The organism is Flavisolibacter nicotianae (assembly GCF_003628535.1).
GTDB lineage: Bacteria > Bacteroidota > Bacteroidia > Chitinophagales > Chitinophagaceae > Flavisolibacter > Flavisolibacter nicotianae.
Window position 1 is genome coordinate 13,098 of sequence record NZ_RBCI01000006.1, and the last position, 15,936, is coordinate 29,033.

Annotated in this window: 14 protein-coding genes; 7 read left to right on the plus strand and 7 right to left on the minus strand. The window is 46.7% G+C overall.

What is annotated here, in order from left to right; translation table 11 throughout:
* Positions 1–26: 26 nt before the first annotated feature.
* The 7 genes from D6024_RS16270 to D6024_RS16305 form a co-directional block, all read right to left on the minus strand.
* Complete coding sequence (locus D6024_RS16270; RefSeq protein WP_121355718.1) at positions 27–284, minus strand: endonuclease; 258 nt, start codon at positions 282–284, stop codon at positions 27–29.
* Positions 285–943: 659 nt separating this feature from the next.
* On the minus strand, positions 944–1,288 hold the full coding sequence (locus D6024_RS16280) for a DUF5763 domain-containing protein (protein WP_121355720.1): 345 nt from the start codon (positions 1,286–1,288) through the stop codon (positions 944–946).
* A 12-nt stretch (positions 1,289–1,300) separates the two neighbouring features.
* Positions 1,301–4,420: a type I restriction endonuclease subunit R gene (locus D6024_RS16285; protein WP_121355721.1), complete on the minus strand. Its 3,120-nt coding sequence runs from the start codon at positions 4,418–4,420 to the stop codon at positions 1,301–1,303.
* 12 nt (positions 4,421–4,432) lie between these two features.
* Complete coding sequence (locus D6024_RS16290; protein WP_121355722.1) at positions 4,433–6,433, minus strand: ATP-dependent nuclease; 2,001 nt, start codon at positions 6,431–6,433, stop codon at positions 4,433–4,435.
* 6 nt (positions 6,434–6,439) lie between these two features.
* Complete coding sequence (locus tag D6024_RS16295; protein WP_121355723.1) at positions 6,440–7,711, minus strand: restriction endonuclease subunit S; 1,272 nt, start codon at positions 7,709–7,711, stop codon at positions 6,440–6,442.
* 6 nt (positions 7,712–7,717) lie between these two features.
* Positions 7,718–8,764, minus strand: coding sequence for a PDDEXK nuclease domain-containing protein (locus tag D6024_RS16300; RefSeq protein ID WP_121355724.1), 1,047 nt, complete (start codon positions 8,762–8,764; stop codon positions 7,718–7,720).
* 38 nt (positions 8,765–8,802) lie between these two features.
* Entirely contained in the window at positions 8,803–10,359 is a 1,557-nt protein-coding gene (locus tag D6024_RS16305; RefSeq protein WP_121355725.1) for a class I SAM-dependent DNA methyltransferase, read from the minus strand.
* Positions 10,360–10,634: 275 nt separating this feature from the next.
* On the opposite strand from D6024_RS16305, the gene D6024_RS16310 reads away from it, so the two are divergent.
* From D6024_RS16310 to D6024_RS16345, 7 genes are all read left to right on the plus strand, one after another.
* Positions 10,635–11,201 carry a Crp/Fnr family transcriptional regulator gene (locus tag D6024_RS16310; protein ID WP_121355726.1) on the plus strand — a complete coding sequence of 189 codons (567 nt, stop codon included), beginning with the start codon at positions 10,635–10,637 and terminating at the stop codon, positions 11,199–11,201.
* 71 nt (positions 11,202–11,272) lie between these two features.
* Positions 11,273–12,592, plus strand: coding sequence for a hypothetical protein (locus tag D6024_RS16315; protein ID WP_121355727.1), 1,320 nt, complete (start codon positions 11,273–11,275; stop codon positions 12,590–12,592).
* Between the two features lie 13 nt (positions 12,593–12,605).
* Positions 12,606–13,034 (plus strand): hypothetical protein, encoded by a 429-nt coding sequence (locus D6024_RS16320; RefSeq protein ID WP_121355728.1) that lies wholly within the window; start codon positions 12,606–12,608, stop codon positions 13,032–13,034.
* A gap of 70 nt (positions 13,035–13,104) precedes the next feature.
* Positions 13,105–14,262 carry a hypothetical protein gene (locus D6024_RS16325; RefSeq protein ID WP_162944811.1) on the plus strand — a complete coding sequence of 386 codons (1,158 nt, stop codon included), beginning with the start codon at positions 13,105–13,107 and terminating at the stop codon, positions 14,260–14,262.
* Positions 14,263–14,589: 327 nt separating this feature from the next.
* A complete protein-coding gene (locus D6024_RS16335) occupies positions 14,590–14,823 on the plus strand; it encodes a helix-turn-helix domain-containing protein (RefSeq protein ID WP_121355731.1) in 234 nt (77 codons plus the stop codon).
* 152 nt (positions 14,824–14,975) lie between these two features.
* The gene (locus tag D6024_RS16340) at positions 14,976–15,479 is read left to right on the plus strand and encodes a hypothetical protein (RefSeq protein WP_121355732.1); all 504 of its coding nucleotides are present in this window, start codon (positions 14,976–14,978) and stop codon (positions 15,477–15,479) included.
* A 152-nt stretch (positions 15,480–15,631) separates the two neighbouring features.
* Positions 15,632–15,910, plus strand: a complete 279-nt coding sequence (locus tag D6024_RS16345) for a DUF4134 domain-containing protein (RefSeq protein WP_240410065.1) — start codon at positions 15,632–15,634, stop codon at positions 15,908–15,910.
* Positions 15,911–15,936: the final 26 nt, after the last annotated feature.

Below are 15,936 nucleotides of genomic sequence, written 5' to 3' on the forward strand. Positions count from 1 at the left end.
TTAAAGTGAAGAAATACGGTTATTCATTACAGGTGACCGCCGCAGATGGGGCAAAAACAGCGGGCTTTTTTGTAGTTCTTTAGCTTGCGTTCAAAGCAGCGGTCTGCACCCCGCCAGATGCGCACCACGTGCCATTCGATTCCCTGTTCGTTGACAGCTGCTAACAGTTTGGCCCCTCTGCTCATTTTGTGTTGGGCAATGCGCTGCCCTAAGTCTCCTTCCACAAACCCGATATAATGCTGTGCATGATACAGTTTGCTTTCGAAGTGTATCAGGTAAACCATAAAAAACTGTTTTGAAAAAGAAAAAAGGGAAAAAAAGAAAGCACAGGAAGGAGCGGCTTCGGGGATAAGCCAAAAGGAAACGGAATAAACGATGGCCTTTTGCGGGTGGGTTTTGTGTTTATGCCGTAAGCTTTTGGCCGGCGGGCTTTAGCCTTGTTTGGCTCTGTTGTGCGGAGGGGAAGCCGCTAACTTCGCGACCCTTTTGATCCCTTTGTTTTTTCAAAACGGCTTGAAGAAAAGCTGGAAAGATTGTCTTTTCAAAGTCTCGCCGGCTCTTGTGAGGAAGGAGCATGTGCCGGCGCAATGGCTTAATAAGTTGCAGTTCCTGAAACTCTTTGTTGCTCAGTCATATCCTTCAGGTACTGCAACGGTCTTGATAATATTTCAAATTCTTTTCTCCTCTGTGTAAAATAGTTATAGAAGTGCGGTTCAGTCTTCATGGTTTGAGAGAATCCTATTGGGATCAATTTGATGCTGGAAGCGAGTCTGTTGAATTTAAGTGCTATGACAAAGGAAATGCTTCTCCCTACGGGAACCCGAATTGCAGCATAGGCTTACTGAACGTAGAAGTGGGTGACACCGCGGAAGTTCATTAGGGGAATCGAAGCAGGAGAAAGGAGGAGTATTTACCTTTTTAAACTTGGGTTGTTCCAGAAGACCTATTCTTTCGGACGATGTTGGAAACAATAACCATCAGCGATACTGGTCATGTGCCGGCAACGGGTACCACTTTTCGTGTATCCTTTGCATTGGACCGTTTTGCTTTCTCCTTTGGCTTTGTTGACCAGGTTTTGCTGTACGGGAACCACGTCAGGCTTGCATATTTTACAGGGTTTAAGCCCTAGTTCAGCCGCTTCCTGCAGGGTGATCTTTTGCGAGACGTTTTTCACCGTTTTACAGGTCTCCAGATGATACTTTTTTCCGCTGGGTGTTTTATACACCGATTGCGCCGGGCTCCATAAGCCGGTAAAAAGGAGAAGCAGCAGAAGGGTAAGTCGGGCCATAAACTTTTTTTCCTAGGATGTACTCCAGTAATCTGCCAGCAACTCCGCCTGTGCCAGCACTTTGCTTACAGAGGTGGTATATTCACCGGTTGCCGGGTCATCCGGGGGGTATTTGTATTTACGCAAAATGCGTTTGATCAAGGTCCGCATCTTGGCCTGCACGCTTTCTTTCAGCTGCCAGTCAATGGAGGTATTTCTGCGCACGCTTTCCACCAGCTCATGGGCAATGGCTTTCAGCGTGGCATCGCCTAAAATCGTTTCAGCCGTTGGGTTTTCCGCCAGTGCATCATAAAAAGCCAGTTCGTCCTCCCGTAAGTTCATCTTCTCGCCACGGTCACTGGCCCCGCGAATGTCCTGCGCCATTTTAATCAGTTCTTCGATGACCTGGGCGGCTTCGATCAATCCGCTTTGGTAGCGCTTGACGGCCGCTTCCAGCATTTGGGAGAACTTCTTGCTTTGCGAGAGATTGCTCCGGGCCCGGCTCGTAACCTCATCCTCCAGCAGGCGTTTGAGAAGTTCCAGTGCCAGGTTCTTTTGCGGCAGCCCTTTGATCTCGGCCAGGAATTTGTCATCCAAAATGGAGATATCCGGCTTTTTGATGCCGGCTGCATCAAAGACGTCGATCACATCTTCGGAGATCAGGGCATCGTTGACTATTTGGCGAAGGGCTGTTTCAATTTCCTGGTTCGTTCGTTTGCGCCGGTTCTCGTCAAACTTTGAGATGCGGGCTTTGATGGCCTGGAAGAAGGCCAGGTCATCGCGGATGGCCATGGCATCGGGATGGGTGATGGCAAGGGCAAACGCCTGCGAGAGCCGTGTTACGTGGTCTTTAAACCGCTGCTTGCCGTTGCGGGTAAGATTGCCTTCCTTATCCACTTCAGTAAGGCTTAAGATGTAGTTTGCGGCTTCTAGGATGAACTGCATCTTCTGCCGCGGCGTTTGGGAAAAATAGGCCCTGAAGTGAAAGCCGTCAAACAGCCCCACCACAATCTCGTAGAGCTCCATCATTTTGGCAGTCGCCTCGTTGATGTCATGGGTCAGCTTACCCTTACCCTTGCTCTCGGTGTAAATGGCCAGGGCTTTTTTCAGGTCTTGGGCAATGCCAATGTAATCCACCACCAGCCCGCCCTGCTTGTCGCCAAACACCCGGTTGATGCGGGCAATGGCCTGCATGAGGTTATGGCCGCTCATGGGTTTGTCCACGTAAAGGGTATGCAGCACCGGTGCGTCAAAGCCGGTGAGCCACATATCGCGGACGATCACAATCTTTAGGCCATCCTCCGGGTCTTTCAGGCGGTCGCCGATTTCGGTGCGGCGCTTTTTGTTCCGGATGTGCTCCGCCCACTCGGGGCCATCCGAACTGCTGCCGGTCATGATCACTTTGATGGCGCCTTTGTCATCGTCCTTACTGTACCACTGGGGACGAAGCTTCACAATCTCGTCGTGCAGTTCCACCGCAATGCGGCGGCTCATGGCCACAAACATGGCCTTACCCTTGCTGCCCCTGGTGCGTTCTTCAAAATGACGCACCATGTCAGCAGCTATTTGCTGCAATCGCTGATTGCTTCCCACTACGGCTTCTTTGCTGGCCCATTTGGCAAAGCGCTTTTGTTTGTCCGTCAGTTCTTCGTCTTCGGTAATCTCTTCCACCTGCTGGTCCATCACGGCCTTGTCGGCATCGCTGAGCCGGATCTTTGCCAGCCTGCTCTCGTAATAAATGCGCACCGTGGCACCATCGGCCACGGCCTGCTGGATGTCGTACACGTCGATGTAGTCACCAAACACGGCCTGGGTGCTGGCGTCCTGCTTTTCAATGGGGGTGCCAGTAAAGCCAATAAAGGAGGCATTGGGCAGGGCATCCCGCATGTGGCGGGCAAAGCCGTCAATAAAATCGTACTGGCTGCGGTGGGCTTCGTCGGCTACCACTACCACGTTGCGCCGTTCAGTGAGGGTAGGGAAGGTGTCGCCTTTTTCCTCGGGCAGAAACTTTTGAATGGTGGTAAACACAATGCCGCCGGAGGCAACCGACAGGAGTTGCCGGAGTGTTTTGCGGTCAATGGCCTGTTTGGGCTCCTGCCGCAGGAGCTGCGAACAGTTGCAAAAGGTATCAAAAAGCTGGTCGTCCAGGTCATTGCGGTCGGTGAGGACAACAATGGTGGGATTGTCCATGCGGGGCTCCACTACCATCTTGCCGGTGTAAAACACCATGCTGAGGCTCTTACCGCTGCCCTGGGTGTGCCAGATCACGCCGGCCCGTTTGTCGCCCTGCTGCCCGGAAGCTGTTACAGTAGTGACAATGGCTTTGTTTACGGCGTAGTACTGGTGATAAGCCGCAATCTTTTTAATGGTCTTGTCCTTTCCTTTTTCAAACACGATAAAGTGGCGCAGAATATCCAGCAGCGCTTTTTTATTGAGCATGCCTTTGAGCATCGGCTCCAGTTCTGCTTCATGTTCGGTGTCTACAATGTGTTCGCCATCGGCGGTTTTCCATTCCATGAAGCGGCTGTAATCGGAACTGAGCGTACCGGCTTTGGCAAACCAGCCATCGGAAGCGATCAGGAAGGCATTGTAGTGGAACAGCGAAGGAACCGTTTGCTTATAAGTTTGCAGTTGCTGGTAGGCGGTGTAAATGTCGGCGCTTTCGTCGGTGGCGTTCTTTAGCTCCATCACCACCAGCGGAAGGCCGTTGACGAACAGCACAATGTCTGCCCGCTTGTTGTTGCCGTTCTCAATCACGGTGAATTGGTTCACGGCCAGGAACTGGTTTTTGGTGGAGTTGGGTGTATAATCAATAAGCCAAACCTTATCGCTGCGGGTGCCGCTTTCAGTGCGAAACTTCACATCAATGCCATCGGTGAGCAGTACATGAAAAGCCTCGTTGTTGGTGAGAAGATAAGGGGAGAGGGTGCGCAGCACTTTTTTATAGGCTTCTTCCCTGGCTTCTGCAGGGATGGAAGGGTTGATGACATCAATGGTCTGGCGAAGACGATGGGTTAAGACTACCTCATGATAAGTGCGTTCGGCGTTATCGCCTTCGGCAAAGTAGGGACCGAAGAGGGTTTCGTATCCGAGATCATCCCGAAGGATTTCTAGGGTAAGTTGTTCTATTTCGTCTTCTGTGAGTAAGTTCATTGATTTCTTTATTTAGTCAGCATTTGCTACTCCTGGTGTAGCACTTAAAGAAATGACTGGGCGAAGTACTTCTTCTTCATTTATCAACCTCTTTAGGTTAAGGAATTTTTCGATAAAAACTTCAAAAAGGTTAAAGTACTCTGTTACGTCAACGTACTCGCTTAATGGTTTTTGTTGTTCAATAACTTTCCCCATTGTTTCTACCACTCCTGCTTCTTTAGTGAAGGCAGGGCTTTGTAGGTAAAAATTTTCTAATTCGCCTGTAAATACAAACACTGAATGTTGAAGCATATTTTGAAAGAATGCTCTTACATTGATTTGTAGTTCGTCTGGCAATTCACCAATGTTTTTATACTTGCCGCTGACTTCGCCGGCAATTTGCGACTTAAGTGCATTCAAATCGTCACATAGGTCTTGTTCAAATCTTAATTGGGTAAGATAGTTGCTAAGTCCATCCCGTAAAAAGTCAAAGTCTGCAGTTGTAATAAAACTAATGTGTAGCTCTTTCAAAATCTCAACATATTTCCACAACTCTGCTTTTCCGCTACAGTTAACAATAGAAATGTTATACTCGTTTAACCAATTCTCATTCAGCGTAACTAGCTTCCCATCCGGCGTCAAAAATTTCGCTTTCAAAGCATATTCTTTCGCTGCCTCTTCGATAAAGTATTTTTCGGCCCCTTCTGTTAAAATGACCGTATCAGCGAAAAAGAGTTCTGCGTTTTGCTTTTTTATTAAAATTTGTTTCCGCTTTGGTGTATCAAAGCGAATATTTCTTGCTTCAGTTGCAGTATTATTCTTTTTTACTGCAATGATGTTTTGAGATTCGGAAATATTAGAAATAAATTCCGGAGTATGGGTTGTAAGAATTACTTGGTTCTTGCCGTTGCTTGCAAATCTAGATAAACGATCAGAAATAACTCTACGTCCATGAGGATGCAAATAGAGTTCTGGCTCTTCAACACCTAAAAGTGAGCTGCCAGAATGGGCGACATTTTTTATGTAGAAGTCATAAAGACTTATGGTAACGGCGCTTTGAATACCTGCACCCTTATCTTTTAATTCACTATTAAATCCGTCATCTACATAGATTAAGGTGCTTTTATGAATGTCTTGCTTTGTATCAGGGTTAAATTGAAATGAAATTGTTGTATTTGGAAAAGCCACATCAATCTCCTTGTCGGTAACTTTTGTTTTCAGTTCCTTAAACATTTCATCTGAAGCAGACTTCACTGAAGCGAAGGCATTTTGCAAGTCTTCATTATCGCTTTTAACGTAGGCCTTTAAAAGCTTTCCAAACCATGAATAGGAATTTATGCGGAGTTGATCTTTGGGATCTCTAAAAGCAGGAATTACTGCGCTTTGTAGTAATATATTTCTGATGTTGCAATTGATACCTTGGATCCATTCTACTTGCTCATTTTCACGATAGAGAATTACCAAGTCTTTTTCTAATTTTTTGGTGTCATTCTTTTTGCAAAGAAATGCAATAGCGAATCGTGCTTTATCTGAAAATTCAGTTCTGAAACTTGACTTGCAATACTGTTTCCCACCTATCCATTTTTTACCAAATTGGTTGCTATCAATTTTCATTTGACCGTCTTCTGAACAGAATTCAAATATCTTTTCCTTCTCGGCTTGGGGAAAATTTGTTGTGGAAATTCGTATTTCTTCATTTAAATATTTGTCGAGATAGACACGAAAGAAGGCTGTTTTCTCAACATCTGTAAAATCAATTTTCTCTAGTGAGTTATCCGGCAAAACATTTCGAGTTAACTCACACCAAATAAATATAGGTTCATCTGTTTTGCCGCAGTGGAAGTCGTTCTCTGTAACATTCTCCGTCTTACTGTAAGTAGGCGAATATTCCCCTAGCACGAGATCAATAGCCTTCAGGATATTACTCTTGCCGCTGTTGTTGCGACCTACGATCACGTTTTTACCTGGCTCAAATTTCAAGTCAAGTTTTTGAATTGATCTATAGTTTTCAATGTATAGCCTCGATAGATACATAAGCAGTTATAATTTAATTTCTCCCTTTACCAATTTCGGCAACAAGCTATCTCGCAGTTGGGTAAGTGTTTTAATTTGTTGAAAGTTTGCTTCTATCATATCTATTATTGGTTGAATAACCAGGTTAAACCTATTCAGAATTTCTACAGGCGGAATTACGCTTCGATACTCACAAATTCTGGAAGGAGATGTATGCCGAACAGTTGATCCCGTTGCGCTCCCTAATACGAAATTTCTGTAGTCATCTTGCTGCAGTAAGAAATATATGTAATGGTTAAACTCCTTTTCGCTGAAAAGAATCTTTCCAATCCGTTGATTATGCAATAATCGTTTGCCTTCTATATTAGGAACTAATGCGGAATACCCTAATGTGTCACCGTCTTTGCTCAAATCAGTCATTGTGACAACGATATCACCTTGATTGAGGGTGTATTCAGATGGAAACTCTCCTTTGTAGTATTTGAACTTCGAGTAATTGAATCCACCACCGATTTTGAAATTTCCTGGGGTCAAAAGAATATCATTTGTTTCTTCATCGGAAAAAAATTCTCCTTTAAAGGCGAAGCCATGTTTTATGCTTATTACTTCTGATAAAGCTCCAACTCGCCATCCTTTCGGTATCTCACCCAATTCACTTTCCTGCATTTCACCGGTAGCACCGGGAAAGTTGAAATCCACAAACCATTCTTTAAAGATGGCTTGGGCAATGGCTTCAAGGGTTTGTGCTATTTGACGGTTGAGTTCTATTTTTTCATCTAACGAGGAAAGAATGGATGCAATTTGAAGTTGAACATCAAGTGATGGAATTGAAATGTCAATTTCTTTCAAGGATTTTGTAGGGCTGGCAATGGCAGGAACTCCTACTTGGGAAGTATTCTTCAGTAGTTCATATTGTCCTATTGGAGATCGAAAAAAGTAGTAAAGGAAACGTGGGTGTAAATATTTTTTATTTACTGTCAGTTTCATTTGACTTTGAGAGACAAGATATTTTGGATGCTTGTCTTTTGGAATTATTCCTACTTGCCCGATTGTTCCTCTATGAGTAAAAACCAAATCGTCGGGGAATGCTAAACTTCTTTTTAATGATTGAGCTTTTTCTTCAGAAATAAATACGAAATGGTTATCCTCAAAATATCCTTCATTAAGGTTAGACCCTCGTATCACTGGTACTCCTGAACTGATAAAGTTGTCAGTTTTAATATTTGATCCAAATGGGCCCATTGCAATGTCGTCAACAATGTCTCCTAACTTATAACTTCTCCATTCATCCATATTCATATGCACTCAAAGATTTTCTATTCGCTTTCTTTCGGTTTCAATTACTGCATGTAGCTTTTGTTGCAGCAAGCCTTTATCCGGCAGTTCGGTTAAATACTCCGCTACCTTAATTCCGGATTTGCCCAGTTGCAACAGCTCTATTTGTTCCTTGTTGCCTTCGGCACAAAGGATAAGGCCAATGGGCGGCTCTTCGCCGCTTTCCATTTCATGCTTTTCCAGCCAGCGCAGGTAAAGCTCCATCTGTGCTTTGTAGGCCGCTTTAAACTTTCCCAGCTTCAGGTCAATGGCCACCAGGCGGCGCAGGCGGCGGTGGTAGAACAGGAGGTCGAGTTTAAAATCTTCCCCGTCAATGATCATGCGCTTTTGCCGCTGGATAAAACTAAAGCCCTGTCCCAGCTCCAGGATAAAGCGTTCCAGTTCCCGCAGGATGGCTTCTTCCAGGCTTTTCTCGCTATAGGTATTCTCCAGGCCCAGAAAGTCGAGGATATAGGGGTCGCGGAACACCAGGTCGGGTGTCACGGTGCCTTCTTCCCGGAGGGCTTTGAGGTCTTGTTGGATCAGCTTCTCGGGCTTTTTGCTGATGGCGGTGCGTTCGAACAGCAGGCTATCTATTTTCTCCCTTAAGGTTTTCACGCTCCACTTCTCCAGGCGGCACATCTCGGCGTAAAACTCCCGCTGCAGGGGATCTTTCAGCGGGATGAGGGCAATAAAATGCGTCCAGCTTAATTGTCGTATCGCCGATACGACAATTGCTTCGTCGGGGAACACCTCGTGAAACTGCATCATGCGGCGGATGTTCTTTTCGGAAAAAGAGGGTCCGTATTGCTCGGAGAGTTGTTTGCCCAAGGTGGCCACCACCGCCTTTCCGTAACTGGCCCGCTTGCCCTCGAGCACTTCTTCGTTGATGCGCTTTCCGATGCGCCAGTAGAGCATCGTCAGGGCACCGTTTACCGTTTGCGCCACAAAGGATTTGCTCTCGCTGATCAGGCGGGCAATGTCGGTCAACAGCGCCTCGGGCTTTTCGATATGGGTGCTGCTTTTACGGGGCTCCATGTTTTACTCCCTGTTTTAAAGTGCTGTTGGTATAAAGGCTAAAATTCATAGCCAATGCTTTTGAGGTTTTCGCGGATCTCCGCTTCCAGGGTGTGGCCTTTGGCAAATTGCTCGGCCAGTTTGGTGGTCAGGGCAGAAATCTTATCCTTGAACAAAATGCCGTCGTCTTCTTCGGCTTCGGTGCCCACGTAGCGGCCAGGCATCAACACATAGTTGTTGCTGCGCACTTCGTCCATGGTCGCCGCCTTGCAAAAGCCGGGAATGTCGGCATACTCGCCATCGGTGTTTCGCCAGTTGTGGTAGGTGCCGGCAATCTTTTGGATGTCGGCGTCAGTGAGTTCGCGGTTGCGGCGGCTGATCATGACACCCAGCTTGCGGGCATCGATAAACAATATCTCGTTGCTTCGATCCCGGTACTTGCCATTGGTCTTGTTTCGGGCGAGGAACCAAAGACAGGCCGGGATCATGGTGTTGTAAAACAGTTGGGCGGGCAGGGCCACCATGCAGTCGATGAGGCCCGCTTCAATCATGGCCTTGCGGATCTCGCCTTCCGAGCCGGTGTTGCTGTTCATGCTGCCGTTAGCCAGTACAATGCCCGCCGTGCCGTTGGGCGAAAGCTTGTGCACAAAATGCTGCAGCCAGGCATAGTTGGCATTGCCCACCGGCGGTGTACCGTATTTCCAGCGGATGTCTTCCCGCAGTTGCTCACCGCTCCAGTCCGAAATATTGAAGGGCGGGTTGGCCATGATGTAATCCGCCTTCAGATCCTTGTGCCGGTCGTGCAGGAAGGTGTCGCCAAGTTCAATTTTGGCATCAATGCCGCGGATGGCCAGGTTCATTTTGGCGAGGCGCAGGGTGGTGGGGTTGCTTTCCTGCCCGTAGATGGAAATATCACCCAGGCGGCCGCCGTGCTGCTCGATAAAGGTTTCCGACTGCACAAACATGCCACCCGAGCCGCAGGCACCATCGTACACACGGCCCCGGTAGGGCTCCAGCATTTCCACCAGTAGCTTGACAATCGAGGCCGGCGTGTAGAACTGGCCACCGCTCTTGCCTTCGGCATCGGCAAACTGGCCGAGGAAATATTCATACACTCTTCCCAACAGGTCCTTGGCTTTGTGTCCGGGTTCGTTAAAGCCGATGGTGCCCATGAGGTCAATGAGTTCGCCCAGGCGCTGTTTGTTCAGGTCGGGATCGGCGTAGATCTTCGGCAGTACGCCTTTTAGTGAAGGGTTGACCTTTTCGATTTCGTCCATGGCGTCGTCCACCAGCTTGCCGATCTCGGGTAGCTTGGCTTTGGACTGCAGGAAGCTCCAGCGGGCTTTTTCGGGAACATAAAAGATGTTATGGCTGGTGTATTCGTCCTTGTCGTTCAGGGTGTGGTAACGGGCCTCTTCCTCCTCCACAAACCATTCGCTTTTGGGGTCTTCCAGTTCCAGCTTCAATTGCTCGTAACGGCCGTTGAAGGCATCGGAAATGTATTTGAGGAAAATAAGGCCAAGCACCACGTGCTTGTATTCGGCGGCGTCCATGTTGCTGCGCAGTTTGTCGGCAGCGGTCCAAAGGGTTTTCTCCAGATTCTTGAAATCACTCATTCGGTTTGTGGCATTTAGTTCCGGTGAAGCAAAGTACAGAATTTAGAGTTCCTAAGCCTATGATTAACAGCAGATTTTTCCGAATACCCCTTTTGGGGTATAAGGGCTGTAACCCGCATGGAACCGGGTAAGGTGAATTCAGTATGTCCTGCCTAAATTAAATTGCTTCCAGCCAAGATGTAAATGCAGAAGATTTGTTACCTTAATAAAATCCTTCTTTTTCGTATTTCTCAGTTTTGAATAAATGTTATCTCATCACGCCGAAAAGCTAACCTATGGATGAGCTACTCAAATATTTAGAGTCCATTCATGCCATGAGCGATGGATTAAAAGAGCACCTTGCTGTCACGCTGAAAGAAAAGCGGCTCCTCCGCAAAGATTATCTTTTGAGAGCTGGCCAGGCCTCCCGGCAGATTTACTTTATTTCCCGTGGCCTGCTTCGTTGTTTCTACATCAAGGAGGATCAAGAGGTGAGTTCGTGGTTCATGAAAGAAGGCGACGTCATTGTTTCCGTAGAGTCATTTTTTGGTCAAAAGCCAAGCTATGAATCGATTGTGGCTCTGGAAGATTGCCTGCTGTATTACATTACCTACGACGAACTTCAATACATCTACCGGCATTTTCCTGAGTTCAATTTTATAGGCCGGGCACTACTTGAAAAATATTATACGCTAAGTGAGCAGCGGCTTTATTCCCTGCGCATGCAGCGTTCACAGGAGCGCTACGAGTATCTGCTAAAGCATCATCCTGATTTGGTGCTTCGCGTGCCCATGAAACACCTGGCGTCTTATCTGGGAATAACCGAAGAAACCCTTAGCCGTATCCGAAGCAAGCTGAATTAATTGACAAATGTCAATACGAGTGACATCTCTTCAGAAGTAGCTTTATACCACCATCAAAACACCCATGAATTATGAAATACCTTCTACTCATTGGGTTTTTATCACTAACTATATTTAGTTGCCGAAAAGACCAGCCACCAGGCAACAGCGATTACCTGGAAACAGCGAAGAAGGCGTTGGGCGATAGCCTGCGTAGCACGGATTTTACTGCTTTGGATTTTGAGAAGGCAGCCCGGTTGCGGGTCGATAGCATTGGTTTTTTTGCATTGCGGGTGCCATTCAAAGACAAAGTTCCCCGTACGGATTTTGTGATAGTCAAAACGGATGCGTGGGGCCATATTTTAAACGGCAAAATTGTCCATCTGGAAGGCAAGGCCAGCGACGAAGTAAAAGGAGAGGTGAGGAGGAAACGATGGGACGGGCAGGTTCTCCTTAGCTCATTGGATAGAAAGGATGCCTTTCAATCCCCAGTTGTCAATGGCTATATCACCGGCTATCACCAAGGGTGGACCTACCGGGCGGCAACAGAAGTGGTCGAGGGGCTGATGCCGGAGATAATCATTACGTACACAAGGACCTCTTATGGATTGTCTTGGTCAGACATGTACATGATCCAAAGCCTTTTTGGAAGTGGTGGGGGCATTGCCAGTGGCTATTACACACCGTTTTCTGGTGGTGGCAGTGGTGGCGCTGGTGACCCCTGGAGCGGGGGAGGGTCTGCCGGAAGTGGTTCCAGCGATCCTGTATTCCTCATCGACATGGAAACTCAGGATGAGGACCAGCCCATCGACCTCGAGAAATTTCTCAACTGCTTCAATGCCATTCCTGACGCAGACGCGATCTGTTCAATTGAAATTTTTGCTGATATTCCAGTGGATACCGATCCTGATAAAATGTTCAATCTGGGAAGCCAATCGCCCGGGCATACCTTCCTGAACATTCGCAAGAGTAATGGCAGCCAAAGTGTTTCACAGAACATTGGCTTTTATCCAAAATACGGTTGGAAGACCCTTTTATCTTACGGACCCGTGGAAGGTAAATTTGTTGATAACGGACAGCACGAGTTTAATTGCGGGTACAAAATCAACGTCTCCCCGCAACAGTTGAAGGCTGCGCTTGTCCAAATGATCCAGAGCAAGGACGTTGAGTATGACATTGATGATTTTAATTGCACGGATTGGGCGCTCAACGTTTTCAATTCGGCTGGTGGCGATTTGCAGGTGCCATTCTACAACATTCCGCTGGATCCAAGCCCTGGCGGAACAAGGATGCCCAATGGTGTTTATAAAAAGCTACAGGAACTCAAAGCCCTTGGCGGACCCAATGCGGCAAACATCCAGATTGGCTTTCTGAAAGGATATGCAGGAAACAGCACCGGACCCTGTAACTGATAAATAGCTTACTATGAAAATCATCAGGATTTTTGGACACCCGGTAAGTGTCATGTGTGTTTATCTTCTATTGCTGATCAGTGGAAAAAGCATCGGCGGCTTCTACGTGCTCTATATTCTAATGCGTTTGCGTTACGGTGTGCCGGATGCAATTGTTTCCTCGCTTGGTTTGGTGGTCATGCTCGCTGCCTCTATGGTTAGCCAAAAGAAGTTGCCGCCGCTGAAACCTACGCTCTGCATCTTAGCGGATATTGTATTGATTGTTGGGCTTTTGCTGTTTTTTCAAGCCAGTGAAGGTTACAACGATGCCACTTTCAGGCAGACTGTGCCATTGCTCTCCTTTACGCTTTTCGCTGCGTGTATGTTCAGCAATGTTTTGCTTTCGGTCATGCTGTTTGGCCAGGGTGGCAAAAGTGACGTCAAGCCGGTACAAACATCCTAAATACTGTAGGGGAGAAATGCCACAGGTACAATTGTAAGCTGGCTTGTGAATTTGTGGTTGAATAAACAGGGTGGTTATGCCAGTAACAGTCCAAAGTTGGGAGGAGCTTATTACCGGTAGTTTGCAGCCATCCAGACTCACCCTCATTCCTCTGGCAGATGAGGTTATTGAGGCTTTTATACGGCAATCAGAAAGGGAAAGGGACCATGCACGCAACTTACTTATCGAGGGCATCATCAACCGGCCGGAGATCAGGGACAAGCAACAATTTGTACAGCTTAACCAGGCTTTGCTGATACGGCTGCTGGACCGAGTTTACAATTATAGACAAACAGAAGGCCTGGACCGGAAGCTTGTTGAGATGTATAGCATCATTGTTCAGCATCTTGAAGCAACCTTGCAATTTATCGAGGACTTTTTCGGTACCTATTTTGACCAGGACGAAAACGTTCCGTTGCCTTATTTCTTTTACGCAACCAGTGAACTTTCCAGGCAAGCGCAATTGTTGAAAACAAAGCTGGAAACCAGCGATGACGTAGATGCTTTACTGATTGCTATTCTCCTTAAAAATTTCAATCGAATTTGCGAGAAGAAAACGGGGACAGCCACTTACAACGAGCTGGTTTATCAGCGGAGTTTGATGAATGGGCTGCTATCCGAAGAAACACCTGCATCAGAGGTATCTATCCGGCAGGTTTTGTACTTCTTCAATTTTAATGATGACGACTACATCGCTTACAACTATCGTCAGTTCACCAACCTGTTGGACCTTCAGGCTACAAAGCAGGAAAAGATTGCTGCTTTACGGTACGAGCAGAAGATGATCAACCAGCTTCGAACAAAACTCCATACACAATTCAACCCTGATATGCCGTCACTTAAAGAACAGTTGAACCAATGGATTACTGAAGAGATAACGTTTTTGCAAGCAGAACCGGCAAGTGAAACCAGTCCAAAAGCGGAAAATGATCCGGAGGATAAAATCCATACCTCATTATCCGTCGCAAAGCTTGCACTGATATTACGGCTGATGGTCATTGATAAAATTATCGTTAACCGGGTAGTCGCACAGGTGTTGCGGATAACAATAAAAACGGTAACGACTGTCAAGAGAGAAAATATTGCCTTTGGGAGCATTGAAACAAAGTATCACAACCCGGACAGGGGAACGATCAGTGCTGTCAAGGATATGCTTTTCAAGTGGATCAATATCTTGAACAAGCTATGAGTTGGAGGTTTTCAGCAGGTGCAAAGAGTTATTCTGTATAAGAAAATTTCGCAGTTCCTGGAATTGGTGTTGGGTAAAGTCCTCGTGCATCAATAGCACACTTGCCGGCCAAACCAATATATCCTGTAATGTGCGGAAGTCGTGGCGGTGTGCCATTTCCTTGAAGCTGTTAGAAAGGGGAAGCTCTGGGATAGGTTTTTGTAAGATTGTCTGGTCCATCGCTGAAATAAAGTTATCAAAGTAACGAACAAATATTGAAGTGCGGTCTTTTTAGGCCGCACTTTATTTATTGCTTTTTTACAATTTGCGTTCCTCATTCAACAAGGTTTGGTTAGGGACAGCGATAAAAAAAATTTAGAAAAGCTTGGTGCAAACATCAAAAGGCTTCGGGAAGCAAAGGGCTTTAGTCTTCGGCAGCTTTCCAATTCCTGTCATGTAGATAATAGCAAAATCGCCAAGATTGAAAAAGGTCAAATCAATGTTACGTTTACCACGTTGATGCAACTCGCTAATGCGCTGGAAGTGCACCCTTCTGAACTGCTTAACACGGATTTTGCTTAGAATTTTAAAATTTTATCTCCTTCATTTTCACTGAGGTAAGTGGGGTTGTCCTACCTCGTTGACTGTTCCGGCGCTGTCTGTCAACCGCATATTTGCATTGAAAAGTAACACTGGCTGCCGAGCCAGTATCATTCAGAATAAAAGTGCGGAATATGCTGAACACCATTTCCTGGGCCGGTTACCTGTCCTTTGTCGTTTTGCTTTTGCTGGTGTATTACGCTGTCGTTGGATGGAGGTTTTACTCCGTGGAAATAAAAGATTGGTTGTTCGGCAAACGTCTGTCTTCCCTTCCTCGAGCTTCTGCTATTTCCAGTGTCCGGGAAGAAGTAGAATCGGACATTGACCTTAAGCCGGTACAGCCGGTGTCACCTGAATCCAAGACTAAACAGGAGCCCGCCGTTGAAGAAAAGGTAGATATCCTTGAACAAATAATGGAGCTGACTCCTAGCTTAAAAGCAACGATTGCCAAAGCTGTGGAGAAAAATTACATCAAAGAGGAATTCTTTCTTTCCCTTCAAGTGCTACTCAAACGATATGCTTTTTTAAAAGGTACGCCTTCGTTTGCTGCCATCAACAACCTGATCGCGTCGGAATGCGAAAAGTATGGCTACCACCAGCTCAGTGCTGAAGACTGTGTGTTGTTATGGAATGACTGAACGGAACGCCAATACCCCGGGAGTCTCTCTGCCTCCGGGCAGAGGGGCGAACGGGAGCAAAATCCTGACTTTTTTTTAAAAAATAGTGATGTATGAAAATGAGGCGACCGAAGTTGATAACTCCAACCAAAAGACAATTGTTGATGGTTAGTATGGCCATTGTTCTTACGCTGGCCGAATTGAGCACTATGGCGCAGGATGCCAATGCGGGAATCAATGAAGCCAACCAAAAGGTGAGAAGTTATTTTGACTCCGGCACGAAACTGATGTACGCCGTAGGGGCCATTCTTGGCATCATTGGCGCTGTGAAGGTGTACCAGAAGTGGAATGCCGGTGACCCGGATACCTCCAAAGTTGCTGCTGCCTGGTTCGGCTCCTGTGTGTTCCTGGTGGTGGTGGCGACAGTGATCAAGTCCTTCTTTGGCTTGTAAGCGTCGGGTCAATTCATGTGTAAAAA